Raw genomic sequence first — 26,440 nt, 5'->3', positions numbered from 1 at the left:
TTCCGGTTTGCCGGGCGGCGCGGCGCCCCGGGGTCATTCGGCGTCTAGGATCACGATGGACTCGGGCGAAAAGGACAGCCAGATCGGCTTGCCCGTCCGGGCCTCGGCCAGCTTGCGGTCGTTGCGCGTCAGGTTGGGCGAGGACACGGCGACCGGCTCTTCCTTGTCCGGGATCTCGATGTAGAAATGGCTGCGCTCGCCGAGATAGGCGGAGTCGCGGACCTTGCCGGCGACCCTGGGCGCGGTTTCGGGTTCGTCCGGCGTGATCGTGAACTTCTCGGGACGCAGCGCGACCTGCACGGGCGCGCCGTCTGGGCGCGTCAGCTGCTCGAGCGGGACCGGGATGACGCCCAGCCCCTCGACGTCGATCGCGCCCTCGCGGCTGCCGTCCCGCCGCACGACGCCCCGAAAGAAGTTCATGTTGCCGATGAAGTTGGCGATGTCGCGGGACTTCGGGTTCTCGTAGAGCCCGAGCGGCGTATCGAGCTGAAGCACGCGCCCCCCCGCCATCACCGCGATCCGGTCAGACAGCGTCATCGCCTCTTCCTGGTCGTGGGTGACGAAGACGAAGGTGATCCCCACCTGCCGCTGCAGCGCGCGCAGCTCAAGCTGCATCTGCTCGCGCAACTGCTTGTCCAGCGCGCCCAGCGGTTCGTCCAGCAACAGAACCTTGGGCCGCAGGATGAGCGCGCGCGCCAGCGCGATCCGCTGGCGCTGCCCGCCCGACAGCTCGTTCGCGCGCCGCTTGCCGTAGCCGGGCAGCGCGATCAGGTCGAGCATCTCGTCGATCATCTCCTGCCGCTTCGCCCTGGGCAGCTTCTGCTTGCGCAATCCGTAGGCGATGTTGTCGGCGACGTTGAGATGCGGAAAGATGGCGTAGCTCTGGAACACCATGTTCACCTCGCGCCGGTGTGGCGGAATGTCCGAGGTCGGCTGCCCGTCGATGTAGATTTCCCCCGAAGAGCAGGATTCGAACCCCGCCAGCATGCGCAAGAGCGTGGTCTTGCCGCAGCCCGACGCGCCCAGCAGGGAAAAGAACTCGCCCTCGGCGATGTCCATCGAGATGTCGTCGATGGCCTGGAACGTTCCGAAATACTTGTCCACGTTCCGGATCGATATGTAGGCGTCCGATGAGGTCATGAAAGGGTGTCCTTCAGATGTCTTCGTCCAGCCCCCTGCGCCCCAGCCACTGGGCGAGGAAGACCATGAAGAAGGAAACGAAAAGGATGAGCGACGCGAGCGCCAGGATCGACGGGAATTCCTGCGGGAACCGCAGCTGGCCCCAGATATACATCGGCAGCGTCGGGTCGGTCCCGGTCAGGAAGAAGGCCATGATGAATTCGTCGAACGAAATGGTGAAGGTCAGCATCAGGCTCGCCACCACGCCGGGGAAGACCATCGGCATGGTCACGCGCCAGAAGGTCCACCACCCGTTTTCGCCCAGATCGGCCGAGGCCTCCTCCATCGAGGGGTCGAACCCCTCGAATCGCGGCAGCAGGGTGGCCACCGCGAAGGGCAGGCAGACGATCAGGTGCCCGATGCTCACGGTATAGAGCGACAGCGACACGCCCATCCGGCTCATCAGGACGAGAAGCGCGACGCCAAAGATGATTCCCGGAATGACCAGCGGCATCATGATGAAGGTCACCACCGCGCTTTTGCCCGGCAGACGGTGGCGCGTGATCGCCTTGGCCGCCACTACGCCCAGCAGCGTCGACAGCACCGCGACCGACAGGCCGACCTTGACGCTGTTCATCAGCGCGTTCCAGACCGGCGCGCGGGTCCAGAGCTCGGCGTACCACTTGGTCGTGAAGCCGGTCAGCGGAAAGGTGACGTAGATCGAATCGTTGAAGCTGAAGAGCGGGATGAACAGCACCGGCGTGTAGAGCACGACAAGGAAGATCACCGCGTAGACCTGAAGCGGCCGGTTGGGACGTTTGATGTAGCTTGTATCGCTCATGCCACCCTCCTCGCGGCCAGCCGCGTGACGAACAGGAACACCGCCGCGATCGCCGCGATCCAAAGCATCAGGATGATCGCCAGCGTCGCCCCCATGGGCCAGTTGTTCGCCGGGCCGAACTGCAACTGGATGAAGTTGCCGATCATCACCCCGTCCGGCCCGCCCAGCAGCGCGGGCGTGATGTAATCCCCCGTCGTCGGGATGAAGATCAGGAAGCACGCCGCGATGATCCCCGGCATCGACAGCGGCAGCGTCACCCGCAGGAACCGCGCCGCCGGCCCGTCGCCCAGATCGGTCGCCGCCTCGAGCAGCGACTTGTCGATCTTCTCGAGGCTGACATACATCGGCAGGATCGCGAAGGCGGCCCAGGCATGCGCCAGCGTGATGATCACCGCCTCCTGGCTGTAAAGCAGGAAGCCCAGCGGCTCGTCGATGAAGCCGAGCGCGATCAGCCCCGAATTGACGACGCCTTCATAGCCCAGGATCACCTTCCACGCGAAGACGCGCAGCAGGTAGCTGGTCCAGAACGGCAGGGTCATCAGGATGATCCACATCATCTTGTTGCGATGGACGTGGAAGGCCACGTAATAAGCCATCGGGTAGCACAGGATCACCGTGGCCGCCGTCGCCACCCCCGAGATCCAGAACGACCGCTTGAGCAACGCGCCGAAGATCGGCTCATTCCACGTGCGCTCGTAATTGGCGAGCGTGAGAGTGGTGTCGAATTCGAACCCCGAGCGGGTCCAGAGGCTCATGGTGAGGAGAATGACGAAGGGCGCGACGATGCCGACCAGCATGATCAGCAGCGTGGGCGACATCAGAAGGTAGCCGCGCAACGCGTCGCTTCGGTGGAGCATCCCGGCAAGGCCGCCGCGCCTTCGGGGGCCCGGCTCGGGTGTGTCCTCTATCGTCGTGTCCGCCATCCTGCTTCGCCCGTTGGAATCCGAATGGAAAAGGCCGCCGCCCGTCCCGGCGGCGGGCCTGTCGCGACCGGCCTAGAAGCCCGCCTTGATCTGTTCGAACAGCTCGTTCATCCTGGTTTCCCATTCCTGCGTCTGCGGCACCTGGAAATGCCCGGCCGAAAGGATTTCGCTTGGCTGTCTGCTCAGGCCCAGGCCGTCGAGCGTCTCCTGGTCGAAGGCGTCGAACGCCTTGATGTTGGAGTGGCCGTAGCCATAGTCGTTGATCATGAAATGGCCGGTCTCGACGCTCAGCAGGCTGTCGATGATGTCGTACGCCTTGTCGAGCTTGGGCGCGTCCTTGTGGATCATGAGACCGCAGACCCAGGTCAGCGCGCCCTCCTTGGGCTTGGCGAACCTGACCGGCACGTCCTCGGCCTGCAACTGCACGGCCGAACTGGCCCAGGTCATCGAGGCGACCATCTCGCCCGAGGACAGCGCCTGTTCGAGCGTGGTGTTGTCATCCGTGTAGGTGCGGATCAGCGGGCGCTGCTCGCGCATCACCGCGGCGATCTTGTCGAAGGCTTCCGGCGAGTCGATATCCTTGAAATCGACGCCGGCCTTGATCGCGCCGACCCACCACGCGTCCCCGCCCGAGGCGAGCGAGCCGAGCTTGCCCTTGTATTTCGGGTTCCACAGCATGTCCCAGCTTTCTTCCTCGCCCTCCAGATCGTAGAGATCGGTGCGGTAGGTGATCGAGGTCTGCCCCCAGTCGAAGGGCGCCAGCCAGACCTTGCCGTCCTCGGCGTCGTTGCCCTCGAGGTCGACAAGTTCGGGAATCACGTCCGGCCAGTTGCTGAGCCGCGAGGGATCGATCGGCTGGAACAGCCCGGTCTTGATCCAGCGCGGCAGCGCCTGGTTGCAGGGGTGCGACACGTCCACCACGAACCCGCCGCGCATCTTGGTCAGCGCCTCCTCGGAGCCGCCGAAAACGGCGAAGTTGGGCAGTTCGCCGTGTTTCTCGAGATAGGGCTGGAACAGGTCCGGGATATCGTAGCCACCCCAGGTGAAATAGGTGCCCTGATCCTCGGGCGCGGCCATCGCGCGGCGCGCGCCGCCCAACGGCGCGCCCAGCGCCACGCCGGCGGCCAGCAGTGAGCGGGTGAACGCGCGACGGCTGAGCTTGCCCTCGTTCACCGCGGCGATTTGGTCGACAACATCCATTTTATTATTTCTCCCCGTTGGTCGACCCGCCTTGCCGCGGGTCTTGGAAAATCGCGTGTTTTCACGCGCCCTGGGCGAAACGCCTCCCCGCGCCCGCCCATGCGGAGCCGATCGCATCCAAGCCGCGACTTAATGAACGTTCATTCAGTCATCGACACGCGAAGCGAATCGGATCGCATGTTTTCACCTCGTCACGTTACCACATTTTTCACACCTCGCTATTGTTCTGAGGCCACCGCCTTGCCGGCGCCCGCGTCATGCCGGGCGCGGCGCGGTGAGCGCCGCGTCGGGTATTTTCACCCGAAAACCACCGGGCGGGCCTCAGTCCCGGTCGATCCGTCCGGCGAGCGGCGGATGAAGCCGGGCGATGCAGACTCGGCTGGCGCGCTCGGCCGCCGCGCGCTCGAAACTTTCGGGGGCGAGGTGAAGCCGCTGCCAGTAACCGTCGGTCAGGGTTTCCATCCAATCGGCCATCTGCCCGGCCTCGCCCGCCGGGGCGTCGGCCATCAGCGCCTGCCAGACGCCGATGAGCGCGGCGCGGCGCCGCGCGTCGAAGCCGGCGGCGACCGCGTCGTATTCGGGGGTCGAGCGCAGTTCGCCCCAGAAGGCGAACCAGAGCGGCAGGATGTCGGGGCCGCAGGCGTCGGCGTGGAAATCCGCCCGGATGATCGCGCGCAGGCGCTCCACCGGGTCCTCCCCCGCCCGCTCGAGCGCGCCGGACCAGAGCGCGTCGTATTGCGCGTAAAGATCGCGCAGCGTCTCGGTCAGCAACCCGCCCTTGGACTGGAAGTAGAAGACGGCGACGCCCTGGCTCAGCCCCGCCTCGGCGGCGACGGTGGCCAGCGTGGTGCGCGCCAGCCCGTGCGCAAGGATCGAGCGGCGCGCCGCGTCAAGCAGCTGGCGGCGGCGGCGCTCGGCATTTTCCTTGCGCTCCTTGCGCGGCTTCTGCTGTGCCTGGCTCACGCGCCCTGCCCTCTCTTGCGGTGCGTCCTTGCGCCAGTCTGGCACAGCTTGCGTCTCGCGTCAGCCATAAAATTTATTTGAGCGCTCAAAAAAACTTTACGGGCGAACCGGGTGTGGCTATGCTGCGCGGCAGGAACGACACCCGATGACCCAGACAGAAGAATACGACGCCATCGTCGCGGGCGCGGGCCATAACGGCCTCACCGCCGCCTGCTACCTCGCCCGGGCCGGGCTGCGCGTGCTGGTGGTGGAAAAGAACGACTGGATCGGCGGCGCGGCGGTGAGCCGGTCGCTGCACGAGGGCTGGACCTATTCCAACTGCTCCTATGTCTGCTCGCTCCTGCGGCGCGAGATCGTGCGCGACCTTGACCTGCCGAAATACGGCCTCCAGGTGATCCCCTACGAGGGCGGCGCGTCCTTCACCCGCGACGGCGGGCGCTTTGCATACTACTCGGACGCCGACGCGCTGCGCCGCGAGATGGCCCGCCTCAGCCCGCGCGACGCGGACGCCTACCGGCATTATTCGCGCGCGATCATGCGCCAGTGCCGGTTCATCCGCCCCTTCCTCTTGCGCGACGCGCCCGATCCCACTTCGCTGCGCCCGCGCGACCTCGGCGAACTGGCGTATCTGGTGAAGAAGGCGCATGGCCTCGGGCGGCGCGAGTTGGGCGAAACGCTGCGCTTCTGGACCATGTCGATCGGCGATTTCCTCGACGATCATTTCGAGAACGACCTGATCAAGGCGCATCTCGCCGGCTCGGGCATCATCGGCACCGGGCTTGGCGTCTATTCGCCGGGCACGGCCTATGTGCTGCTGCACCATTACATGGGCGATATCGACGGCGGCATCGGCGCCTGGGGTTTCGCCCGCGGCGGGATGGGCGCGATATCCGGCGCGCTGGCCGCCGCATTCAAAGACATGGGCGGCACGATCCGCACCGGCGCGGGGGTTGAGCGGTTCCTGGTGGAGGACGGTCGCGCGCGCGGCGTGGCGCTGAGCGACGGGGCGGAGTTCCGCGCGCCGGTCATCGCGTCGAACATGGACGTAAAGCGCACCTTCCTTGAACATACCGACCCGCGCGACCTGCCCGACGATTTCCGCAGCCAGGTGGAACGGTTCAAGATCCGCGGCTCCTCGGCCAAGCTCAACATCGCGCTCGACCGGCTGCCGGATATGCCCGCCGCGCCCGAACACGCCAGCTTCATCCGCGGTGATTTGCACGCCTCCGAGAGCCTTGTCGAGCTTGAGCGGGCCTATGACGACTGGAAGGACGGGCGCTGGTCCGCGCGGCCCTATATCGACATGCTGATCCCCAGCCGGATCGACCCGACGCTGGCTCCGCAGGGCGCCGAGATGATGACCGTCTTCGTGCAATACGCGCCCTATGACCTTTACCGGAACGGCATCCGTTCACCCGGGAACTGGACCGGTGAGGCGCGCCGGGCGATGGCCGACGCGGTGCTCGACCAGATCGCCGTTCTTTTCCCCGACATCCGCGAGCGGATCGAACACACGGAGATCCGAAGCCCCGCCGATATCGAGCGCGAGGTCGGGCTGACCGAGGGCAACATCTTCCAGGGGGAACTGACCTTCGATCAATTGCTCTTCAACCGTCCCGTTCCCGGCTACGCGCAGTACGATTCGCCCGTCAAGGGGCTCTACCTCGTCGGGTCCTCCGCGCATCCCGGCGGCGGCGTGATGGGCGCGCCGGGGGCCAACGCCGCGCGCACGATCCTGCGGCGCGAAACCAGCGGCAAGCGCATGAAGGGCTACGCGGCATGAGCGGCGCGGACGCCATCGTGATCGGGGCCGGGATCAACGGCCTTACCGCCGCCACGGTGCTGGTGCGCGCGGGCCGGTCGGTCTGCGTGCTGGAAGCGGCGGCGCAGGTGGGCGGCATGGCGAACCCGCGGATCGCGCATTTTCTCTACAATCTCAGCCCCTTGGTGCGCGCCGATCTCGGCCTCGGCAGGCGCGACTGGCCCTTCGCCACGCATCCCCTGCCCTCGGTCGCGCTCGACCCCGGCGGGCGGCACGTGGTGTTGCGCGGGGACGAGGCGCGGCTCGCCGGGGGCGGCACCCCGCCCGAGGCGAACGCCTGGCGCGACATGCACGCGCGGCTCACCCGCTATGGCGCGGTCTTGCGGCAACTGGCCGAGGCCGCGCCGCCCGGGCTGGAGGGCGGCCTGACCTCGGCCGCCGGGCTGAAACAGATGCTCCGGCTGGGCTGGTTCGGGATCGCGATGAAGAGGCTCGGGCGGCGCGACATGCGCGAATTCATGCGGGTGCTGCTATCAAACGCCTATGACATGATCCTGGACGAGATGCCCGACGGCCCGCTTGCCGGTTTGCTGGCCGCGGACGCGGTGCGCGGCGGGGCGGTCGGCCCGCGCCAGCCCGGCACGGTGCTGAGCCTCATCTACCGCATGGGCCACGGCGGCGCGGTATCGCTGCCCGCGGGCGGCATGGCCACCGTCACCGGCGCGTTCGAGCGCGCCGCGCGCGACGCAGGGTGCCGGATCGAGACCGGCGCACAAGTGACGCAAATCGTGATCGAGGGTGACGCGGTGCGCGGGGTCGAAACCGCGGACGGGCGCCGCTTCGACGCCCCGCTCGTGCTGGGCAGCGGCGGCGCGGCGGCGACCTGCGCGCTTGCCGGGCCGGCGCATTTCGATATCGAGGCCCAGCGCCGACTGCGCAACATCCGCGCGCGCGGCACGGCGGCCAAGCTCAACCTGACGCTCGACGCCCTGCCAGAGATTTCCGGCCTGCCCGCAGACCTGATGGGCGCGCGGATGGTGCTGGCCCCGCGCGCGGACTACGTCGAACGCGCGATGAACGCCGCGAAATACGGTGAAATCTCGGACGCGCCGGTGATCGAGATGGTGATCCCCTCACTCACCGACGCGACGCTTGCCCGGAACGGCGGCCATGTCCTGTCGGCCATCGTGCAATGCGCGCCCCATGACCTCTCGGGCGGCTGGAACGATGCGGCGCGCGACCGGCTGCGCGACCGCGCCCTCGCGGCGCTGGCGGAGGTGGCCCCCGGCCTGCCGGACCTCGTGACCGAGGCCGAAGTCATCACCCCCGCCGACATCGAGGCCGAGACCGGCGCGCCGGGCGGGCATTGGCACCACGGCGAGCTGAGCCTCGACCAAATCCTGACCCTGCGCCCGGCCAGTGGCATGGGCCGCTACGCGATCGGGCCGAACGGCCTTTTCCTCTGTGGTGCGGGCGCGCATCCGGGGGGCGACGTCATGGGCCTCGCCGGGCGCAACGCCGCGCGCGCGGCTTTGGGCGCGGAGGGCGGGCGATGAGCGTGATGAACGATCCCGCCCTCGGGCTGATCCCCGGCCCGCTGCATGACCGGCTGGAGCCGCTCAGCCGTGCGAAAGCATGGTATGGCTGGGCCGGATATATCGCGCCCGCCGTGCTCGACACCGTCGAGTTCGAGTATTTCGCGCTGCGCAACCAGGCCGCGCTGTTCGACATCTCGCCGATGCACACCTACCGCGTGACCGGCCCCGGCGCGCTGGCCGCGCTCAACCGGATGGTAACGCGCGACGCGGCGAAGATCGCGCCGGGGCGCGTCGCCTATTGCGCCTGGTGCGACGAGGACGGGATGGTCATCGACGACGGCACGCTGTTCCGGCTGGCCGAGGACGACTGGCGGCTCTGCTGCCAGGAGCCGATGCTGACCTGGCTGCTCGACGCGACATGGGGGTTCGACGCGACGGTCACGGACGAGAGCGACACGCTCGCCGGGATCGCGCTTCAGGGGCCGACCTCCTTCGCCGTGCTCGAGGCGGCGGGGTTCGACCTCTCCGACATGCGCCCCTTCGATCATCGCGAGGTGGAGCCGGGCCTGCGCATCTCGCGCACCGGGTTCACCGGCGACCTCGGATACGAGCTCTGGATGGACTGGAACGACGCCGTCGCGGTCTGGGACCGGCTCTGGGACGCGGACCCGCGCGGGGGAATGCGCGCCATCGGATCCCACGCCCTCGACATCGCGCGGATCGAGGCGGGGTTCCTCGCCGCCGGGATCGATTTCCAGCCCGTCCACGCGACCGAACGCTTGCATCGCGGCCAGACCCCGTTCGAACTCGGCCTCGGCTGGATGGTCGACTGGACCAAGGGCCATTTCAACGGCCGTCGCGCGCTCTGGCAGGTGCGGGATCGCCCCCGCAGCCGGCTGCTGCGCGTCGACGTGGGCGGGTTCAAGCCCGCGCGGGACGCGCTCGTCTATCACGCGAAGCGGCGCGCCGCGGGGCATATCACCTCCGCCGTCTGGTCCCCGACGGCCAAGCGCAACATCGCGCTGGCGCATGTGAAGGCGGGCGCGCTCGACCGGCGCAAGCCAGACCTCTGGGCCGAGATCTACACCGCGCAGGAGGGCCGCTGGGACCGGCGCATGGCGCGCCTCACGCCGCTTGCCGGCCCCTTCTACAAACCACCGCGGGCGCGGCAGACGCCGCCCGCCAGAACCTGAACCCGGAAACGGAGACCCGATCATGACCGACCTCATGGAAGCGCGAAGCAACACCCCCACCGACGCCGATCTCACCCGGTGGGACCGCGATCACCACCTGCACCCCTGGGCCAGCACCGACAGTTGGCGCAAGGATGACTACATGCGCATCAACACCGCCGACGGTATCTATCTCTGGGACAGCACCGGCAAGAAGTTCATCGACGGCCCCGGCGGCATGTGGTGCGTGCAGATCGGCTACGGGCGCAAGGACATGGCCGACGCCATTGCGAAACAGGTGGTGGAAATGCCCTATGCCTCGCCCTGGTCGTCGACCTCGGAACCCGCCGCGGTGCTGGCGCGGCGCATCGCCGAGATGACGCCGGGCGATCTCAACACCGTGTTCTTCACCACCGGCGGCAGCACCGCCGTGGACACCGCGCTGCGCACCGTGCAGTTCTACAACAACCGCCTTGGCCGCCCGGACAAGAAGCTCATCATCGCGCGCGAGAAGGGTTATCACGGCTCGACCTACCTCGCGTCGTCGGTCACCGGCAAGGAACGCTTCAACACCAAGTTCGACAAGAGCGACCTCGTCCGCTTCCTGCCCGACGTGAACCCATATGGCCGCCCCGAGGGGGTGAGCCTCGAGGACTGGTGCGATCAAAAGGTCGCCGATCTGGAAACCCTCATCGCCGAGGAAGGGGCGGAAAACATCGGCTGTTTCATCGCCGAGCCGATCCTTTGCTCGGGCGGCGTGATCGTCCCGCCGCCGGGCTATCACCAGCGCACGCTCGAGGTCTGCCGCGCGAATGACATCCTTTACATCTCGGACGAGGTGGTGACCGGGTTCGGCCGCCTTGGCCACTGGTTCGCGTCCCAAGAGGTTTTCGGGATCGAGCCGGACATGATCACCTGCGCCAAGGGGCTGACCTCGGGGTATCTGCCGCTTGGCGCGTGCATCGTCTCGGACGCGCTGATGACGGCGATGGAGGAACCGGAGGGCGCCGAGGTGTTCTATAACGGCTTCACCTACTCCGGCCACCCGGTCAGCTGCGCCGCCGCGCTGAAAAACATCGAGATCATGGAGGACGAGGACATCCTCGGCCATGTGCAGCGCGTCGCGCCGCATTTCCAGGACCGGCTGCGCGCCATCGGCGAGCGGTTCGACATCGTCGGCGACGTGCGCGGCATGGGCCTGCTGGGATGTATCGAATGCCGGCTGGACCTGCCGCGAAAATCGCTCGAGGCGGACCTGAAGTTCGGCGCGCGGCTCGACGCCGTGTGCGAGGAGATGGGCCTCATGCTGCGCCCGTTCGGCAACATGGCGGTGTTCTCGCCGCCGCTCATCATCAGCAAGGAGGAGACGGACAGGATGTTCGACATCATGGAGGCGGGGCTGGAAAAGCTGAGCGCAGAATACGATGGTTGAGATCGCACGCCTGAAGAACGATGCCGACGCGGCGGCCGAACGCCTGCTCGCCGACGGGGCGGTGATCGTGGAGAACGTGGCCGAGGGCGGGCTCGTGGAGCAAATCCTCGACGACCTGCGCGCGCCGTTCGACGCCTATGGCGACAAGTTCGCCAATGACTTCAACGGCTACAGGACGCGCCGCTGCGCCAGCATCCTCGCGCACAGCGAGGCGGCGGCGGACATCATCGCGCACCCCCTGGTGACGGGCGTGGCCGACCGTGTGCTGAAACGGCACTGCGTCAACTACCGGCTGGGCAGTTCGACCGCGATCGAGATCCACCCCGGCGAGGGCGCGCAGGAGTTGCACCGCGACGACGACTTCTACCCGATCCGCATACCCGGCGTGGAGTTCCAGATCTCGGCCATGTGGGCGTTGACCGAATTCACACGCGAAAACGGCGCCACCCGCGTCGTCCCGGGATCACAGGATCTGCGCGACATCGACGCGATCACCGAAGACGAGGTGACGCAGGCCGCGATGCCCGCGGGCTCGGTCCTGTTCTACCTGGGCTCGGCGGTGCATTCGGGCGGTCAGAACAATTCGGACGCGCCGCGCACCGGGCTCATCACCACCTACTCGCTGGGTTGGCTTCGGCAGGAGGAGAACATGTATCTCTCGGTCCCGCGGGAAAGGGCCGAACGGTTCCCCGAGCATGTCCGCCGCCTGATGGGATACCAGTCCCACGGGGCGCATCTGGGCGTCTTTCCGGGCGATCCCGACGATCACTGGTTCGACGCCTGAGCCCGAAATGTTGCGCCGCCTTCGGCATCGCCCGGGCGCGGGTCAGCCGGGTTTGCGGCCGCGGATGTGGTGCGGGCAGTGTTCGCCCGACTCCAGCACGCCGGTCATCGCGGTCCAGGTCGCGACCTGGCCGGCGATGAAATCGCGACCGTATTTCGCCTCCCATTCCGCGCGGCCCGGGCCCGAAAGCTGTTCCAGCTCATCGGCGGCGACCTCCCTGTACCAGCCGTTTCGGTTGACAAGTTCGACGTCCTCGAACCCCGCCGCCCGCATCGCCGCGTCGTAGCGCGCCGGATCGGCCATCGCGAAATCGAGCGCCTCGAGTTCGATGTAGCGCGCCATCTCGGGGCTGGGCTCGCCCGCGTGCGACATCAGCCAGTCCGAGGCCGCGAACATGCCGCCGGGTTTCAACACCCGGAACGCCTCGGCGGCCAGCGCCTCCTTGTCGGGGATGTGGATGATCGAGTCCTTGGAGAACACCACGTCGAACGTGGCGTCGTCAAAGGGCAGCGGGCCGGGCGCGACCTTCTGCACGGCGATGCGGTTTGCCAGGCCTGCGGCCTCGGCGCGCGCGCGGGCGGCGTCGCAGACCGGGTCCTCCACGTCGATGCCGGTCACATGCCCCGCGCCGTGGTCCCGCGCCAGCGCCACCGCGATCGCGCCCGACCCGCACCCGATATCGAGCACATGCGCCCCCGCCACAGGCACGCCGCTCAGCACGCGGGCGACCTCCTCCGCGCCGCCGGGCGAAAGATAGCCCTCGCCCCAGAGATCCTCGAGAAAGGCGATTGTCGGCGTATCGTAGAGGTCGGACTCGGCCATGCGATTCTCCGTTGAACGGGCTTTCAGTCAGGATGGCGGCGGCGACCCTTGTTTGACAAGGAAAACCTCCGGATGAGCGACGATTGCCGGTTGAATGCCCGTTCAATTGACTGGATGATGCGGCCGACCCCGAACCGGAGAGAGATAATGCCCGCATCCCTGCCCGATCACGCACGAACCGTCATCATCGGCGGCGGGTCCATCGGCTGCAACACCGCCTATCATCTGACCACGCTAGGACATTCGGACGTCGTCGTGCTCGAACAGGGGCAGCTGACCTCGGGGACGACCTGGCATGCCGCCGGGCTGATCGTCGCCGGGCTTCTGACCTCCGAATCCGACTGCGCGATCTATACCCACGGACGCGATCTCTATGCGCGGCTCGAGGAGGAGACCGGCCTGCCCACCGGGTTCCGCGACGTCGGCTACCTGCAAGTCGCCACCAACCCCGAGCGCACCCACGAGATGCGCCGCGGGGCGGCCTTCATGCGCCGCTTCGGCATCGACTGCCACGAAATCACGCCCGCCGAGGCGCAGGAAATGTTCCCGATCGGCGATCTGGGCAACGTGGAATCGGCCTTCTACATCCCCGAGGACGGGCGCGCGAACCCCGTCGATCTGACCATGTCGCTGGCCAAGGGCGCGCGCATGCGCGGCGCGCGCATCTTCGAGGGCGTGCGCGTGAGCGAAATCTTGGCCGCGAACGGCGCGGCAACCGGCGTGCGCTGCGCGGACGGGCGCACCATCACGGCAGAGAACGTGGTCATCTGCGGCGGCATGTGGTCGCGGCAGTTGGGCGCGGCGCATGGGATCACCCTGCCCTTGCAGGCGGCCGAGCATTACTATCTCATCACCGAGCCGATCCCCGATCTGCCCCGCGACCTGCCTGTGCTCGAGGATCCGAGCACCTACACCTATTACCGCGAGGAGGTCGGCGGCCTCATGCTCGGCCTGTTCGAGCCGGGCGCGGCGCCCTGGAACCCCGGCGCGATTCCCGATGATTTCCAGTTCGGCGAGATCACCCCCGACTGGGACCGCGTCGGCCCGCATCTCGAACGCGCCTACAGCCGCGTGCCCAGGGCGATGGAATATGGCGTGAAGAAGCTGTTTTGCGGCCCCGAAAGCTTTACCCCCGACCTCGCCCCGCTGGTCGGCCCGACGCCCGAGTTGCGCGGGTGCTGGACCGCCTGCGGGCTGAACTCGGTCGGCATCCTCACCGGGGCGGGCATCGGCAACGTGCTGGCGCACTGGATCAATGACGGCCTGCCCCCGGTCGACGTGACCGGCATCAACGTCAACCGGTTCGCGCGCTCCGAAGCCACACCGGCCTTTCGCCGGGACCGCACGCCCGAACTGCTCGGCAAGCTCTTCGGCCAGCACTTTCCGGACGAGGCGCCGAAAACCGCGCGCAACGTCCGGCGTTCGGTCCTGCATGACCGGCTGGCGGCGGCGGGGGCGTATTTCACCGAAAGCCACGGCTGGGAACTGCCCGACTGGTTCGCGCCCACGCCCGAACAGGCGAAGATCGAGCAACACAGCTGGTTCCGCCAGCACTGGTGGGACTGGCACGCCGATGAACACCGCGCCGCGCGCGAGGACGTGATCGTCATGGACATGAGCGCGATGGCCTGTTTCCAGGTCGAGGGCCCGCACGCCTGCGCCCTGCTGTCGCGCCTGTCCTGCAACGAGGTGGACGTGGAGCCGGGCCGAGTCGTCTATACCGCCTGGGTGAACGAGGCTGGCGGGTTCGAGGCCGACCTGACCGTGACCCGGCTCGCGCCCGACCGGTTCATGGTGGTGGTCGGCGAAAACAGCCGCGGGCATACCGAGATGCGCCTGCGCCGCCATATCGCCGAGGGCGAATTCGTGACCGTCACCGACATGACCGCCGGGCGCTGCCAGATTAACCTGCACGGCCCGAAATCGCGCGAATTGCTGTCGCGCATCTCGGACGCCGATCTGTCGAACGCCGCCTTCCCCTTCATGTCTGCACATAGGATCGACGTGGGCTATGCCGACGTGCTGGCCATGCGCGTGACCTTCATCGGCGAACTGGGCTGGGAATTGCACGTGCCCGCGACGCAGGCGGTGCAGACCTATGACCTCATCCTCGAGGCGGGCCGCGACCTCGGGCTGCGCAACGCGGGGATGCAGACGCTGAACTCGCTTCGTCTCGAAAAGGCCTATCGCGATTTCGGGGTGGACCTCGACAACACCGACAACCCGATCGAGGCGGGGCTTGGCTTTGCCGTCCGGCTGGACAAGCCCGGCGGCTTCATCGGGCGCGACGCGCTGGCCGCGATCAGCGCGCGCGGCACGCCCTGCACGCGCATGTTGCAGTTCCTGCTCAGCGATCCCGAGCCGCTGCTTTACGGGAACGAACTGATCTATCTCGACGGCGCCCAGGTCGGCACGATCCAGGCGGGCGGGTATGGTCATACGCTCGGGGGCGCGGTGGGGATCGGGTTCGCCGAATGCGACGCGCCGCTCACCGCCGAGGCGATCGAGGCGGGCCGCTGGCAGGTCGAGGTGGCCGGCGTGCGCCACGACGCCACCGCGTCGCTGAAGCCGCTCTACGATCCGGGGATGGAGAAGGTAAGGGCCTGAGTCAGTCGTCGGGGGCGTCCTCTTTGTAAGGCGGAAGCGCCTGCCAGCGCGGCACGTCGCGGCCCATCCGGTCGAGCAGCGAAATCAGCAGCGCGCGCTCTTCTTCGCTCAGCGTCGCGGCAAGATGCGCCTCGGCCTCGATGAACCACGCCATCACCGCGTCATGCTGCGCGCGTCCCGCCGGCTCGAGGTAAAGCAGCTTGCGCCGCCCGTCGCGGGCATCCGCGCTGCGCCGGATCATCCCCTTGGCCAGCAGCGAGGCCACCGCCCGGCTGATGGTGTTCGAGGGCTGTTCCGTCACCTCGCAGATATCGCGCGAGGTCAGCCCCTCGCGGAAACACAGGCAGATCAGCACTGTCCATTCGGGCCGGATCAGCCCATACTCGCGCTCCATCCGCCGCAGGAGCGGCTCGCGCATGAAGTTGGTCAGGAACGCCATGCGGTAGCCGATGGGAATCGGCGTTGCGCCAAGGATGTCGATCAGCTTCATGCTCTCTCCTTCGGCGCGATCCTAGCGGGCGGGGGTCATTAGCTCCATATGGAAATAAATTAATTCCATATGGAGCTAATCTGCGCTAGCCTGCCGCGCAGAGGACGGGGAGAAAACGCATGACGGCGGGGCCGGGAACGGGGCTGAAACGCGCAGGCGACGCGCTGATGAACGCGCTCGCGATGCTGGTGATCCTGCTCATGCTCTGCGTCGTGCTGCAGGTCGCGTGCAGCTTTCTTGACATCAATCCGCTTTTTTCACTGACTTCGAGTCATACATTCATCGGCAAGGGCATCACACTGAATTCGCTTCTGGATTTCCAATGGCACCTGTTCGCGCTGATCTGCCTTGTTCCGTCCGGCGCGATCCTTCTGCGTGACCGTCACGTGCGGGTGGACTTCCTCTATGACGGGTTCCGCCCCGGCCTGCGCCGCGCGGTCGACCTGTCCGGGCACCTTCTGTTTGCGCTGCCGTTCTTCGCGATGGCGCTGCCGGCGGCGTGGGAATTCGCGATGCGCGCGCGCCGCTCGGGCGAAGGGTCGCGCAACGGCGGGCTCGAAGATCTGTGGCTGATCAAGCTGGTGTTGCCGCTCGGGCTCGGCCTACTGGCGCTCGCCATCCTGATCGAGAGCTGGCGGCTGATTCGCGCCGGGCGCCGCGCATGAGCGAATTCGCCCTGCCGCTCGCGATGGCCGCGCTGACGATGGGCGGCATCATCATCGGCTACCGCGTGGGGCTCGTGCTCGCCGGGACGGCGGCGCTCTTCATTCTCGTCTCGGACCTGCCCGCCGCCTTCTTCAAGCTGATCGTGAGCCGCATCTACGCCAACATTCTGTCCAACTGGCTGTTCGTCGCGATCCCGATGTTCATCTTCATGGGGCTGATCCTGGAAAAATCCGGCGTGGCGGAACGCGCCCTCAGGGGCGCGCAGCAGGCGCTCGGCGGTACGCCGGGCGGCATGGGCATTTCGGTGCTGGTCGTCGGGCTGCTGCTGGCCGCGTCCTCGGGCGTGGTCGGCGCGTCGGTCGTGCTGCTGGCGCTTCTCGCCCTGCCCCGCATGACCGAGGCCGGGTTCGACGCCGCCACCGGCGCGGGGCTGGTCGCCGCCTCGGGGACGATGGCGATTCTGGTGCCGCCCTCGGTGATGCTGATCGTGCTGGGCGATCAGCTCCAGACCTCGGTGCCGGCGATGTTCGCGGGCGCGATCGGCCCCGGGCTGCTGCTGGTGGCGCTCTATGCGGTCTATATCCTGTGGCGCGCGCGCGGCCTGCCCCGGCAGGCGCGCGACCCCGACGCCGCGCGCGGCGCGGTGCTTCTGGCGGTCGATGTCGCGCCGCTGGTGATCCTGATCGTCTGCGTGCTCGGCTCCATCGTCGGCGGCATCGCCACCCCCACCGAGGCAAGCGGCCTCGGCGCGTTCGGCGCCGTCATCGTCACCATGATCTACCGCCGCTTCAGCCTGGCCATGCTGATGGACGCGGCGCGCGATACGGTCGCCACCACGGCGATGGTCGCCCTCGTCATCATCGGCGCGACCTGCTTCGCCGCCGTGTTCCGCGGCGTCGGCGGAGACGAGATGATCCAGTCCGCGCTTGGCAGTTTCGGCCACGCGCCCTGGGCGGTGATGGCGGTGGTGATGCTGTCGGTCTTCGTGCTCGGCTTCTTCCTCGACTGGCTGGAGATCACGCTGATTTTGATCCCGATCTTCGCGCCGGTGATCGCCGCGCTCGATTTCGGCAACGGGCTTGCCGGGCAGGAATTGCTTATCTGGTTCGGCGTGCTCGTCGCGGTGAACCTGCAAACCTCGTTCCTCACGCCGCCCTTCGGCTTTGCGCTGTTCTACGTGCGCGGCGCGGTGGGTGACCGGGTGAGCAGCCGCGAGATCTATCGCGGCGTGCTGCCTTTCATCGCGCTGCAACTCTTCGCGCTCGGCCTGCTGATGGCGGCGCCGGGCCTCATCACCGGATTCTGAAACCAAGGGAGGACGATCAATGATCAGGACCACATTCGCGGCTCTCGCCGCCTGCGCCCTCGCGCTGCCCGCCTCGGGCGAAAGCTACACCCTGCAAAGCGCCTTCACCAAGACGCTGCCGGTTCTCGGCCCCGCGGCCGAGCGTTTCGTCGCCAACGTGGCCGCGCTCACCGATGGCGCGGTGGAGTTCAAGCACCTCGGCGCCGGGGAGCTCAGCCCGCCTTTCGAGATCTTCGACAACGTGAGCGTCGGCGCCATCGACGCCGCCTGGTCCTTCGCCGGCTACGCGGCCGGCAAGGAACCCGCCGCTGCGCTCTTCGGCTCCGTCCCTTTCGGGGGTGAGCCGCTCCAATACATTTCGTGGCTGAACCACGGCGGCGGGCTGGAACTGTGGCGCGAAATTTACGCGCCTTACGACCTCGTGCCGATGGCCTGCGGCGTGATCCTCTCAGAATCGGGCGGGTGGTATACGAAGGAAATCGCCGCGCCCGAGGATTTCCAGGGCCTAAACATCCGCATCGGCGGGCTTGGCGGCGATATCCTCTCGAAGCTCGGCGCCAACGCCATGTCCCTGCCCGCGGGCGAGATCGCGACATCGCTGGAGACCGGGCGGCTCGACGCGACGGAACTGAGTTTCCCGCTGGTGGACAAGCTGCTGGGATTCGATGACGTCGCGAAGCATTACTATTTCCCCGGCTGGCACCAGCCCGCGGGCTTCATCGAGTTCTACATGAACAAGGGCAAGTGGGACGCGCTGACCGATGCGCAACGCACCGCCATCGAGGTGAACTGCAACGACATCAACCTCTACACGCTGGGCGTGGCCGCAGGCGCACAGAGCGAGATCCTGCAGGAGTTCCGCGACAACGGCGTGGCGGTCGAACGCTTCCCCGACAGCGTGCTCGACGCGCTGCGCAAGGCCGCGGACGAGGTCTATGCCGAGAAATCCGCCGAGGACGAGATGTTCAGACGGGTGATCGACAGCTACCGCGCCTACGGTGAGAAGTACGTGGAATATCAAGAGCTATCCAAGCTCGATTAAACCTTTGGGTGAACCTCGGTGAGCTACGTCTTGCGCGATTTCGGCAGTTACACGGTGGGCGGTCGCGTCCACCGCGTGACGGAAGGCGCGCCGCGCGAGGTGCAGTTCACCCGCTCGGCCAGCTACACCTTTGACCCACGCGGCCATTTCACGGTCGAGCAGACCTACGTGCAGTATTTCATCCCTGAACGCGCGCGGGACGCGCCGCCCGTGGTGCTGGTTCACGGCGGCGGGATGCACGGCGCCGCGTGGGAGACGACGCCGGACGGGCGACCGGGCTGGCTGCACCTGCTGCTGGACCGCGGGCGCGAGGTGCATGTCGTGGACCTGGTCGAGCGCGGCCGCGCCGGTTTCGCCGCCGGCATCTGGGAGGAGGCGCCGATCCTGCGCTCGGCGGAAGAGGCGTGGAGCCTCTTTCGCATCGGCCCGCCCAACGGCTTCGCCGCGCGCCGCGCCTTCGCCGATCAGCAGTTCCCGGTGGACGCCTTCGACGACCTGATGCGCCGGATGGCGCCGCGCTGGCTTTCCAACACCGCCGCGCAGACCGCGGGCCTCGTGGCGGTGCTCGACCGGCTGGGTCGCTGCGCGATCGTCTGCCACAGCCAGGGCGGCGAGATCACCTTCGACGCCGCCGCCGCCCGGCCCGACGCCTTGGCCGGGGTCCTCGCGGTCGAACCCTCGGCGGTGCCGGGGCCCGCCCTGCGCTGCCCGCTCACCATCCTCGCCGGCGATCACCTGGACGCGGCGGACCACTGGACCCGTCGCGCCGCCGACTGGCGCCGCGCCTGCGACGCCATCGAAGACGCGCGATACATCGACACCGCCCGCGCTGTCGCGCCGGGCGGCAGCCACATGCTGATGATAGACCGCCACGGGGCTGAATGTCTCGAGGCGGGGCTTGGCGCGCTCGGCTGAGGCGCGTCAGCGGCGGCGACGGGTCAGGGTTTGCCAGAGCAGCACGGCATCCCAGCAGAGCGACCGGTTGGCCTGGTACATGAGGTCGAGCCGCGCCTTCACCGGGATGCACGCGCGCAGGTAGACCGCTTCGGTTTCCGCCGCGCTTCGGCAGCGCCCCAGCAGCCGCGCCTCACGCGCGCCGCAGCGGAGCGTGGCGAGCCCGGTGAGCCCCGGACGCGAGCGCAGGACGCGGGCGTAAAGCGCGGGATATGTCTGCACATAATGGCGCAGCGGCGGGCGCGGGCCGACCATGCTCATGTCACCGCGCAGCACGTTCCAGAGTTGCGGCAACTCGTCAAGGTGCAGCCGCCGCAGGAGCGCGCCGGTCGCGGTGATCCGCCCCGCCTTGTCCCCGCCGGTCACGCCGGCATCGGCGGGCGCGGGCTTCATGGTGCGGAATTTCAGCATCGCGAAGGCCCGCTCGGGCGTCTGCATCCTCTCGGACGCATGAAGCACCGGCCGCCCGTCGCGCCACAGGATCGCGACCGCGATGGCGACGCCAAGCGGAAGCGCCAGCAGGCCCAGCACCAGCGCCAGCAGGATGTCTCCCCCCCGCTTGGCGGGTGTCACGGAGCCTGTCCGGCGCGTCGGAACTGCGCAACCATGCCCTTGGCGCTGCACTCGTCAGGGTCGAAGGCGTGGAACGCCTCAAGCTGCGCGGTGTCGAGCGTCACCCGCCGCACCGCCTGCGCGGGCGCATCCGCCCAGCGCCAGTCGAGCCGCGCGGCCTCGGCGATCTCCTCCATGCCGAGCGGTTGGGGAGCGGCGACGTTGAGCGTATCTGGCAAGGGTGCCGGCCATGTGGCGAGGGTTCCGAGGATGCGCGACAGGCTCTCGGGGCCGATATAGGGGCGCACGGGGCCCGCCCCGTCCGCGAACCGGTCGACCCGAACCGGCCCGCCCGCCCGCGCATTCCGCAAGAGCGCGTCAGCGCCCACGACGTTGCCGATCCGCAGGCAACAGACATCCATGCCCGCGGCGCGCCAGGGGGCGCAGGCCCGCTCCATCGCGAGCTTGGACGCGCCATAGGTCGAGACCGGGCGGCAGGGCGCGCTCTCGGGCAAGGGCGCGTCGGCGGGGCCATAGACCGCCGCCGAGGAGGCGATCAGCACCCGCTCGCAGCCCACGGCGCGCGCGGCCTCGAGACAGGCGACGGCCAGGCTCACATTGACCGAGTAATCGACCATCGGGGCCGGGATCACCCCGGCCAGCATGATCAGCGCGGCAGGTGGGCCATCGCCGCGCGCGTGGCGTTCGAGCGGCGCGATTCCGTCGAGCGGAGACCAGTAGAGCACGCGCTCCCCCGCCGGCCGGTCCCGGCGCAGCTGCGCCACCAGCCGCGCGGCGATGCCGGGGTCGTCGGCCCACGCGCCGCGCATCAGCCGCCCGACCATGCCCGAGGCGCCGACCATCAGCCAGTCCGGGCCGGAGAAATCAAGTGCGGGCATACACGTCTTCGTAGCGCACGATGTCGTCCTCGCCGAGATAGCTGCCGGTCTGCACCTCGATCAGCACCATCTCGAGCTTGCCGGGATTCTCCATCCGGTGCACCGCCCCCAGGGGGATGTAGACGCTCTCGTTCTCGCCGATCAGGCGAACCTCGTCATCGACCGTGACCCTGGCCGTGCCCTGTACGACGATCCAGTGTTCCGAGCGGTGGTGGTGGCTTTGCAGGCTGAGCGCCGCGCCGGGCTTGACCACGATCCGCTTGACCTGGAACCGCTCGCCTATGGCGAGGCTCTCGAACCAGCCCCAGGGGCGATGATCGACCGGGAATTCGCTTGCCTGCTTCGCGCCGCGTTCCTTCAGCGCCGCGACCGCCTCCTTGACCCGCTGGCTCTCGGCGCGGGGCGCGACGATGACGGCGTCGGGCATGGCGACCGCGATCATGTCGCGCAAGCCGATGCCGACCAGCTCCTGCCGGTCGGTTTCCGAACGCAAAAGCGAACCCGTGCAGCCGAGCGCCGTGGCGTGCGCGGAGGTGACGTTGCCGTCGCCGTCCGGCCCGGTCTCGGCCCAGACGGCCTGCCAGTCGCCGAGGTCCGACCAGCCCGCGCCGAAGGGCATGACGGCGAGATTGTCGGCCCGCTCCATTATAGCGTAATCGATCGAGTTTTCCGGTACGCCGGCCCAGGCGGGCGCGTCGAGCCGGGTGAAGCCGAGATCGTCCTCGGCCCCCTCCAGCGCGGCGCGCACCGGGGCGAGCATGTCGGGCGCGTGGCGCTCGAACGCGGCGATGACCGCGCGCACGGACAGCAGGAAGATGCCGGCGTTCCAAAGGTAGTTCCCGGCAGCGAGCATGGCCTCGGCGCGGGCGGCATCGGGTTTCTCGACGAAGCGGGCGAGCGGCTGCGGCTCAACGGCGTCCGGGTCCGCCTTCGCGGCCATCTCGAGCCAGCCATAGCCGGTTTCGGCCCGCGTCGGGCGGATGCCGAAGGTCACGAGGTCGCCCGCCTGCGCGCGCGGGGCGGCGGCGCGCACCGCGGCGCGGAAAGTGTCGGCGTCCGGGATCACGTGATCCGAGGGCGCGACCAGCATCAGCGCCTCCGGGTCGCGCGCCGCGAGCCAGAGCGCCGCGGCCAGCACGGCGGGCGCGGTGTTGCGTCCCTCGGGCTCGATCAGCACGCCCTGCGCGCCGGTTTCGATCGCCGCGAGCTGTTCAAGCACGATGAAGCGGAACGGCTCTCCGGTCAGGATGACGGGGCGCGCGAAGCCGGGCCCCGACAGGCGGCGCACCGACGCCTGGAAGAGCGATTTCTCCCCCAGAAGCGGGGTGAACTGCTTGGGGTAGCTCTTGCGCGACAGCGGCCAGAGCCGGGTGCCGGACCCGCCGCATAGGATCACCGGATGAATGGGGGGCGCATCTGTCATCTCAGTTCTCCCTCACCGAACCGGCATGCGCCTTGAACCAGTCATAGGTCTCCGCAATTCCGTCCTGCAAGCCGATCCGCGCGCGCCAGCCCATGTCGGCCAGGCGGCTCACGTCCATGAGTTTGCGCGGGGTTCCGTCGGGTTTCGATGTATCCTGGACGATGCGTCCCTCAAAACCGGTCACATCGGCCACCATCCGCGCCAGTTCGGCGATCGAGACGTCGCTGCCGGTCCCGACGTTGATATGGCTCAGCATGGGGCGCGTGTTCGCCTCGTAGGTGGCGCGGTCCAAGTCCATCACGAAAAGCGACGCCTCGGCCATGTCGTCCACATGCAGAAATTCGCGGCGCGGCGTGCCGCTGCCCCAGATCGTGACCTCCGGTTCGCCGGTCTCAACCGCCTCGTGGAAGCGGCGGATGAGGGCGGGGACGACATGGCTGTTCTCGGGGTGGAAATTGTCGCCGGGGCCGTAGAGATTCGTCGGCATGACGCTGCGGTAATCGGCGCCGTGTTGGCGGTTGTAGCTTTCGCAGAGCTTGATCCCGGCGATCTTGGCCACGGCGTAGGGCTCATTGGTGGGTTCGAGCGGGCCGGTCAGCAGCGCGTCCTCGCGCATCGGCTGCGCCGCGTCGCGCGGGTAGATGCAGGACGAGCCGAGGAAGAGCAGGCTTTGCACCCCTGCAAGATGCGCCTGGTGGATGACGTTCGCCTCCATCATCAGGTTGTCGTAGATGAAATCGGCCGGATAGGTGTTGTTGGCGTGAATACCGCCGACACGCGCGGCCGCGAGGATCACCGCGTCGGGGCGCTCGGCTTGCATGAATGCCTGCACGGCGCGCTGATCGGTGAGGTCGAGGTCGGCATGGCTGCGGGTCAGGATGTCGGCCTCGGGCGCGCCATTGGCGATCAGGCGGCGGTGGATCGCGCCGCCCACCATGCCGCGATGGCCCGCAAGGAAGATCCGGCGCGCCATCAGTCCTGCGCGCTCACGGGAAGGGCGTAGCCGTGTTCCTTGAGCAGCGCGTGGCGCCGCGCGGTGTGCAGGTCTTCGGCCACCATTTCGGCGCACATCTGCTGCGCGGTGATCTGCGGCTCCCAGCCCAGAACCTCGCGCGCCTTGCTGGGGTCGCCCAGCAGGGTTTCGACCTCAGCGGGGCGGAAATAGCGCGGGTCGATCCGCACGATGACGTCGCCGGGTTTGACCGCCGGCGCCATGTCCGAGGTGACCGCCGCCACGGTTCCGATCTCCTCCAACCCGTGGCCGGTGAATTCCAGCGCGATGCCGAGTTCGGACGCAGCCATCGTGATGAAATCGCGCACGGAACGCTGCCGACCGGTGGCGATCACGAAATCGTCCGGCGCGTCCTGTTGCAGCATCAACCACTGCATCCGCACGTAGTCCTTCGCATGTCCCCAGTCGCGCAGCGCGTCGATGTTGCCCATGTGCAGGCAATCCTCCAGCCCTTGCGCGATATTGGCCAGTCCACGCGTAATTTTGCGCGTGACGAAGGTTTCGCCGCGCCGCGGACTTTCGTGATTGAAGAGGATGCCGTTGCAGGCGTACATGCCATAAGCCTCGCGATAGTTCACGGTGATCCAGTAGGAATAGAGCTTGGCCACCGCGTAGGGCGACCGGGGATGGAACGGGGTTTTCTCGGTTTGCGGCACCTCCTGCACCAGACCGTACAGCTCGGAGGTTGACGCCTGGTAAAACCGCGCGGATTTCTCCATCCCGAGAAAACGCAGCGCCTCGAGCAGCCGAAGCGTGCCCATCGCGTCGACATCGGCGGTGTATTCGGGCGATTCGAAGCTGACGGCGACATGGCTTTGCGCGCCGAGGTTGTAGACCTCGTCGGGGCGGATTTCGGCCAGCAGCCGCGTCAGGTTCGAGGTATCGGTCAGGTCGCCGTAATGCAGCCGGAGCTTGGGGTTCGGCTCGTGCGGGTCCTGATAGATGTGGTCGATCCGCTGGGTGTTGAACGACGACGCGCGCCGCTTGATCCCGTGGACCTCATAGCCCTTCGCAAGCAGCAATTCGGCGAGGTAGGATCCGTCCTGCCCGGTGATGCCGGTGATAAGCGCGCGTTTCATGTCTTGGGTCTCCTGCCGCCTCGGTCCGGGCGCGCGGGTGGCGCGTCCGGTTTGACTTTGGTTTCTAGCCGCTGGGGTGTGCAGGGGCAACTCCTGGGTAAGCCATGCGCATGACGATTTTCCTTTGCCGGGCCGCGCTTGCGTGCGAGGCTTGCCGCCAATCGCATTGAGGGGGCCGCATGGGATGAGGGTCAACCGGGATATCCTGCGCGATGAACTGATCGCGCTGCATGCGCGCACACCCGCGCTGGGGGCCTTTTGCGCCCTGCCCGACCCGCTATGCGAACAGGCGCTTGTCCCCTATGTCAGCCCCGCGGCCGCGCTGATGCAGGCCGATCCGGGCGGGACGACGGCCGCGTTTGAACGGCTGCGCGACGCGCTGGTCGCCGCCACGCCGGACGTGCGATGGCGCGAAACCTACAAGGACACGGATATAGGCGAGGACTTCGTTTCGAAATTCGCCTGTTACCAGTTGATCGGTCCTGCCGAGGCGCCTTTTAATGCGCCGGACATGCGCAGTTTCGTGGTCTGGACCCCGCCGGGGCTGCACTATCCGTGGCACCACCACCCGGCGGAAGAGATCTATGTCGTGCTGGCAGGCGAGGCCGAGTTCGCCGTCCACGGCGCGCCGTCGCGGACCCTGCGCCCCGGCGATCACGTCCTTCACGCCTCGATGCAGCCGCACGCGATGACGACGCGCGACTCGCCGGTGATGGCCTATGTCGCCTGGCGCGGCGATCTGACGACGCCTCCCGTCTTCACCCTGCCCGAGATGGTGAGCCTGTAAATCGTCGCCCCCCGCCGCTGCCGGAAACCCGGACCTTTCGCGGCTGAATTTGCGAATCGCTCGCATCTGCCTTGACAACTTGCGAATGATTTGCATTTACACTTGGGCGACTGTAAAGCATCCGAAAAAGGAGTCATCCGATGCGATCACCATGCCGCCTTGCGCTCGCCTTCGCCCTGTCCGTTCTCGCCTCGGCGGCGACGGCGGAGCGGATGAAGGTCGTCACCACCTTTACGGTGCTGGCCGACATGGCGCAGAACGTCGCGGGAGACGCCGCCGATGTCGTCTCGGTCACCAAGCCGGGGGCCGAAATCCACGGCTACGAACCGACGCCGCGCGACATCGTGCGCGCCTCGGGCGCAGACCTGATCCTGTGGAACGGGCTCAATCTTGAATTATGGTTCGAACAGTTTCTGTCGCATCTGGAGGGCATCCCGTCCGTGACCCTGACCGACGGCATCGATCCGATCGCGATCGCCGAAGGCGTCTACGAGGGCAAGGCCAACCCGCATGCCTGGATGGGGATCGACAACGCGCTGATCTACATCGACAATATCGCAAGCGCCTTTGCCGAGCACGACCCCGGAAACGCCGAGACCTATGCTGCCAACGCCGCCGCCTACAAGGAAGAGCTGCGCGCAACGATCGAACCGCTGCGCCAGCGCATCCAGGCCATCCCCGAGGAGCGCCGGTGGCTCGTGACCTGCGAGGGCGCGTTCAGCTACCTCGCGCGCGATTTCGCCATGAAGGAGCTTTACCTCTGGCCGATGAACGCCGACCAGGTCGGCACGCCGCAGCAGGTGCGCGCGGTGATCGACGGTGTGCGTGAGAACCACATCCCCGCGGTGTTCTGCGAAAGCACGGTCAACACCGCCCCCGCCCGACAGGTCGCGCGCGAGACCGGCGCGGCCTATGGCGGCGTGCTCTACGTCGACAGCCTGAGCAAGCCGGACGGCCCGGTACCGACCTATCTCGACCTGCTGCGCGTCACCTCGCAGACCATTGCCGACGGCCTGACCGGGCAGACGGACTGACCCCGAAGGCGCGGCCGGTCCAGCCCGGCCGCG

At 67.7% G+C, this 26,440-nt stretch carries 24 protein-coding genes; 12 read left to right on the top strand and 12 right to left on the bottom strand.

Translation table 11 applies throughout. The features are described from left to right. Positions 1–33: 33 nt before the first annotated feature. The 5 genes from D6850_RS04140 to D6850_RS04120 form a co-directional block, all read right to left on the bottom strand. Entirely contained in the window at positions 34–1,140 is a 1,107-nt protein-coding gene (locus D6850_RS04140; protein WP_121164033.1) for an ABC transporter ATP-binding protein, read from the bottom strand. A 13-nt stretch (positions 1,141–1,153) separates the two neighbouring features. Next, positions 1,154–1,960 (bottom strand): ABC transporter permease, encoded by an 807-nt coding sequence (locus tag D6850_RS04135; RefSeq protein ID WP_121164031.1) that lies wholly within the window; start codon positions 1,958–1,960, stop codon positions 1,154–1,156. Beyond that, positions 1,957–2,883, bottom strand: a complete 927-nt coding sequence (locus D6850_RS04130) for an ABC transporter permease (RefSeq protein ID WP_121164029.1) — start codon at positions 2,881–2,883, stop codon at positions 1,957–1,959. Before D6850_RS04130 ends, D6850_RS04135 begins: the two co-directional genes overlap by 4 nt. A 72-nt stretch (positions 2,884–2,955) precedes the next feature. Next, positions 2,956–4,083: an ABC transporter substrate-binding protein gene (locus D6850_RS04125; RefSeq protein ID WP_121164027.1), complete on the bottom strand. Its 1,128-nt coding sequence runs from the start codon at positions 4,081–4,083 to the stop codon at positions 2,956–2,958. A 321-nt stretch (positions 4,084–4,404) separates the two neighbouring features. Continuing rightward, positions 4,405–5,046 (bottom strand): TetR family transcriptional regulator C-terminal domain-containing protein, encoded by a 642-nt coding sequence (locus D6850_RS04120; protein ID WP_121164025.1) that lies wholly within the window; start codon positions 5,044–5,046, stop codon positions 4,405–4,407. Positions 5,047–5,191: 145 nt separating this feature from the next. On the opposite strand from D6850_RS04120, the gene D6850_RS04115 reads away from it, so the two are divergent. Genes D6850_RS04115 through D6850_RS04095 form a run of 5 tightly spaced genes read left to right on the top strand, consistent with a single transcriptional unit; the run spans position 5,192 to position 11,734 of the window. Next, complete coding sequence (locus D6850_RS04115) at positions 5,192–6,829, top strand: phytoene desaturase family protein (protein WP_121164023.1); 1,638 nt, start codon at positions 5,192–5,194, stop codon at positions 6,827–6,829. After that, positions 6,826–8,364 (top strand): phytoene desaturase family protein, encoded by a 1,539-nt coding sequence (locus D6850_RS04110; protein WP_121164021.1) that lies wholly within the window; start codon positions 6,826–6,828, stop codon positions 8,362–8,364. Before D6850_RS04115 ends, D6850_RS04110 begins: the two co-directional genes overlap by 4 nt. After that, positions 8,361–9,539, top strand: a complete 1,179-nt coding sequence (locus D6850_RS04105; RefSeq protein ID WP_121164019.1) for an aminomethyl transferase family protein — start codon at positions 8,361–8,363, stop codon at positions 9,537–9,539. The genes D6850_RS04110 and D6850_RS04105 overlap by 4 nt, the downstream gene beginning before the upstream one ends. Before the next feature lie 22 nt (positions 9,540–9,561). Next, positions 9,562–10,950, top strand: a complete 1,389-nt coding sequence (locus D6850_RS04100; protein ID WP_121164017.1) for an aminotransferase — start codon at positions 9,562–9,564, stop codon at positions 10,948–10,950. Beyond that, positions 10,943–11,734 (top strand): phytanoyl-CoA dioxygenase family protein, encoded by a 792-nt coding sequence (locus D6850_RS04095; protein WP_121164015.1) that lies wholly within the window; start codon positions 10,943–10,945, stop codon positions 11,732–11,734. The genes D6850_RS04100 and D6850_RS04095 overlap by 8 nt, the downstream gene beginning before the upstream one ends. Positions 11,735–11,776: 42 nt before the next feature. Here D6850_RS04095 and D6850_RS04090 read toward each other — a convergent pair whose 3' ends face one another. Next, a complete protein-coding gene (locus tag D6850_RS04090) occupies positions 11,777–12,556 on the bottom strand; it encodes a methyltransferase domain-containing protein (protein WP_121164013.1) in 780 nt (259 codons plus the stop codon). A 147-nt stretch (positions 12,557–12,703) separates the two neighbouring features. On the opposite strand from D6850_RS04090, the gene D6850_RS04085 reads away from it, so the two are divergent. Further along, the gene (locus D6850_RS04085) at positions 12,704–15,163 is read left to right on the top strand and encodes a GcvT family protein (protein WP_121164011.1); all 2,460 of its coding nucleotides are present in this window, start codon (positions 12,704–12,706) and stop codon (positions 15,161–15,163) included. A gap of 1 nt (position 15,164) precedes the next feature. On the opposite strand, the gene D6850_RS04080 is transcribed toward D6850_RS04085, so the two are convergent. Then, positions 15,165–15,653 carry a MarR family winged helix-turn-helix transcriptional regulator gene (locus tag D6850_RS04080; protein ID WP_121164009.1) on the bottom strand — a complete coding sequence of 163 codons (489 nt, stop codon included), beginning with the start codon at positions 15,651–15,653 and terminating at the stop codon, positions 15,165–15,167. Between the two features lie 119 nt (positions 15,654–15,772). On the opposite strand from D6850_RS04080, the gene D6850_RS04075 reads away from it, so the two are divergent. The 4 genes from D6850_RS04075 to D6850_RS04060 are packed head-to-tail and all read left to right on the top strand — an operon-like array spanning position 15,773 to position 19,582. Next, positions 15,773–16,318 (top strand): TRAP transporter small permease subunit, encoded by a 546-nt coding sequence (locus D6850_RS04075; protein ID WP_121164007.1) that lies wholly within the window; start codon positions 15,773–15,775, stop codon positions 16,316–16,318. Continuing rightward, positions 16,315–17,625, top strand: coding sequence for a TRAP transporter large permease (locus tag D6850_RS04070; protein ID WP_245964091.1), 1,311 nt, complete (start codon positions 16,315–16,317; stop codon positions 17,623–17,625). Before D6850_RS04075 ends, D6850_RS04070 begins: the two co-directional genes overlap by 4 nt. 19 nt (positions 17,626–17,644) lie before the next feature. After that, positions 17,645–18,667, top strand: coding sequence for a TRAP transporter substrate-binding protein (locus tag D6850_RS04065; protein ID WP_121164005.1), 1,023 nt, complete (start codon positions 17,645–17,647; stop codon positions 18,665–18,667). Positions 18,668–18,685: 18 nt separating this feature from the next. Continuing rightward, positions 18,686–19,582 carry an alpha/beta hydrolase family protein gene (locus tag D6850_RS04060; protein ID WP_121164003.1) on the top strand — a complete coding sequence of 299 codons (897 nt, stop codon included), beginning with the start codon at positions 18,686–18,688 and terminating at the stop codon, positions 19,580–19,582. 6 nt (positions 19,583–19,588) lie between these two features. Here D6850_RS04060 and D6850_RS04055 read toward each other — a convergent pair whose 3' ends face one another. From D6850_RS04055 to gmd, 5 genes are read right to left on the bottom strand one after another with little or no spacing between them, the layout of a single operon-like run. Then, positions 19,589–20,194, bottom strand: coding sequence for a sugar transferase (locus D6850_RS04055; protein WP_121164001.1), 606 nt, complete (start codon positions 20,192–20,194; stop codon positions 19,589–19,591). Beyond that, the gene (locus D6850_RS04050; RefSeq protein ID WP_121163999.1) at positions 20,191–21,072 is read right to left on the bottom strand and encodes an NAD-dependent epimerase/dehydratase family protein; all 882 of its coding nucleotides are present in this window, start codon (positions 21,070–21,072) and stop codon (positions 20,191–20,193) included. The genes D6850_RS04055 and D6850_RS04050 overlap by 4 nt, the downstream gene beginning before the upstream one ends. Next, entirely contained in the window at positions 21,059–22,495 is a 1,437-nt protein-coding gene (locus tag D6850_RS04045) for a mannose-1-phosphate guanylyltransferase/mannose-6-phosphate isomerase (protein WP_121163997.1), read from the bottom strand. The genes D6850_RS04050 and D6850_RS04045 overlap by 14 nt, the downstream gene beginning before the upstream one ends. A gap of 1 nt (position 22,496) precedes the next feature. Then, positions 22,497–23,468 (bottom strand): GDP-L-fucose synthase, encoded by a 972-nt coding sequence (gene fcl / locus D6850_RS04040; protein WP_121163995.1) that lies wholly within the window; start codon positions 23,466–23,468, stop codon positions 22,497–22,499. After that, positions 23,468–24,586: a GDP-mannose 4,6-dehydratase gene (gene gmd, locus D6850_RS04035; RefSeq protein WP_121163993.1), complete on the bottom strand. Its 1,119-nt coding sequence runs from the start codon at positions 24,584–24,586 to the stop codon at positions 23,468–23,470. The genes fcl and gmd overlap by 1 nt, the downstream gene beginning before the upstream one ends. Positions 24,587–24,770: 184 nt before the next feature. Between gmd and D6850_RS04030 the strand changes: the two genes are divergently transcribed. Next, positions 24,771–25,373, top strand: a complete 603-nt coding sequence (locus D6850_RS04030; protein ID WP_121163991.1) for a dimethylsulfonioproprionate lyase family protein — start codon at positions 24,771–24,773, stop codon at positions 25,371–25,373. Between the two features lie 140 nt (positions 25,374–25,513). Then, positions 25,514–26,407, top strand: a complete 894-nt coding sequence (locus tag D6850_RS04025) for a metal ABC transporter substrate-binding protein (RefSeq protein WP_121163989.1) — start codon at positions 25,514–25,516, stop codon at positions 26,405–26,407. Positions 26,408–26,440: the final 33 nt, after the last annotated feature.

The sequence above is a fragment of the Roseovarius spongiae genome (assembly GCF_003651245.1).
GTDB lineage: Bacteria > Pseudomonadota > Alphaproteobacteria > Rhodobacterales > Rhodobacteraceae > Roseovarius > Roseovarius spongiae.
This window is presented reverse-complemented; position numbering and strand designations above follow the sequence as displayed.

What these genes read in the sequence shown, in the direction of transcription:
- D6850_RS04140 (WP_121164033.1), bottom strand. Translation starts at nt 1,140, where the DNA reads ATGACCTCATCGGACGCCTACATATCGATCCGGAACGTGGACAAGTAT.
- D6850_RS04135 (WP_121164031.1), bottom strand. Translation starts at nt 1,960, where the DNA reads ATGAGCGATACAAGCTACATCAAACGTCCCAACCGGCCGCTTCAGGTC.
- D6850_RS04130 (WP_121164029.1), bottom strand. Translation starts at nt 2,883, where the DNA reads ATGGCGGACACGACGATAGAGGACACACCCGAGCCGGGCCCCCGAAGG.
- D6850_RS04125 (WP_121164027.1), bottom strand. Translation starts at nt 4,083, where the DNA reads ATGGATGTTGTCGACCAAATCGCCGCGGTGAACGAGGGCAAGCTCAGC.
- D6850_RS04115 (WP_121164023.1), top strand. Translation starts at nt 5,192, where the DNA reads ATGACCCAGACAGAAGAATACGACGCCATCGTCGCGGGCGCGGGCCAT.
- D6850_RS04110 (WP_121164021.1), top strand. Translation starts at nt 6,826, where the DNA reads ATGAGCGGCGCGGACGCCATCGTGATCGGGGCCGGGATCAACGGCCTT.
- D6850_RS04105 (WP_121164019.1), top strand. Translation starts at nt 8,361, where the DNA reads ATGAGCGTGATGAACGATCCCGCCCTCGGGCTGATCCCCGGCCCGCTG.
- D6850_RS04100 (WP_121164017.1), top strand. Translation starts at nt 9,562, where the DNA reads ATGACCGACCTCATGGAAGCGCGAAGCAACACCCCCACCGACGCCGAT.
- D6850_RS04095 (WP_121164015.1), top strand. Translation starts at nt 10,943, where the DNA reads ATGGTTGAGATCGCACGCCTGAAGAACGATGCCGACGCGGCGGCCGAA.
- D6850_RS04090 (WP_121164013.1), bottom strand. Translation starts at nt 12,556, where the DNA reads ATGGCCGAGTCCGACCTCTACGATACGCCGACAATCGCCTTTCTCGAG.
- D6850_RS04085 (WP_121164011.1), top strand. Translation starts at nt 12,704, where the DNA reads ATGCCCGCATCCCTGCCCGATCACGCACGAACCGTCATCATCGGCGGC.
- D6850_RS04080 (WP_121164009.1), bottom strand. Translation starts at nt 15,653, where the DNA reads ATGAAGCTGATCGACATCCTTGGCGCAACGCCGATTCCCATCGGCTAC.
- D6850_RS04075 (WP_121164007.1), top strand. Translation starts at nt 15,773, where the DNA reads ATGACGGCGGGGCCGGGAACGGGGCTGAAACGCGCAGGCGACGCGCTG.
- D6850_RS04070 (WP_245964091.1), top strand. Translation starts at nt 16,315, where the DNA reads ATGAGCGAATTCGCCCTGCCGCTCGCGATGGCCGCGCTGACGATGGGC.
- D6850_RS04065 (WP_121164005.1), top strand. Translation starts at nt 17,645, where the DNA reads ATGATCAGGACCACATTCGCGGCTCTCGCCGCCTGCGCCCTCGCGCTG.
- D6850_RS04050 (WP_121163999.1), bottom strand. Translation starts at nt 21,072, where the DNA reads ATGCCCGCACTTGATTTCTCCGGCCCGGACTGGCTGATGGTCGGCGCC.
- D6850_RS04045 (WP_121163997.1), bottom strand. Translation starts at nt 22,495, where the DNA reads ATGACAGATGCGCCCCCCATTCATCCGGTGATCCTATGCGGCGGGTCC.
- fcl (WP_121163995.1), bottom strand. Translation starts at nt 23,468, where the DNA reads ATGGCGCGCCGGATCTTCCTTGCGGGCCATCGCGGCATGGTGGGCGGC.
- gmd (WP_121163993.1), bottom strand. Translation starts at nt 24,586, where the DNA reads ATGAAACGCGCGCTTATCACCGGCATCACCGGGCAGGACGGATCCTAC.
- D6850_RS04030 (WP_121163991.1), top strand. Translation starts at nt 24,771, where the DNA reads ATGAGGGTCAACCGGGATATCCTGCGCGATGAACTGATCGCGCTGCAT.
- D6850_RS04025 (WP_121163989.1), top strand. Translation starts at nt 25,514, where the DNA reads ATGCGATCACCATGCCGCCTTGCGCTCGCCTTCGCCCTGTCCGTTCTC.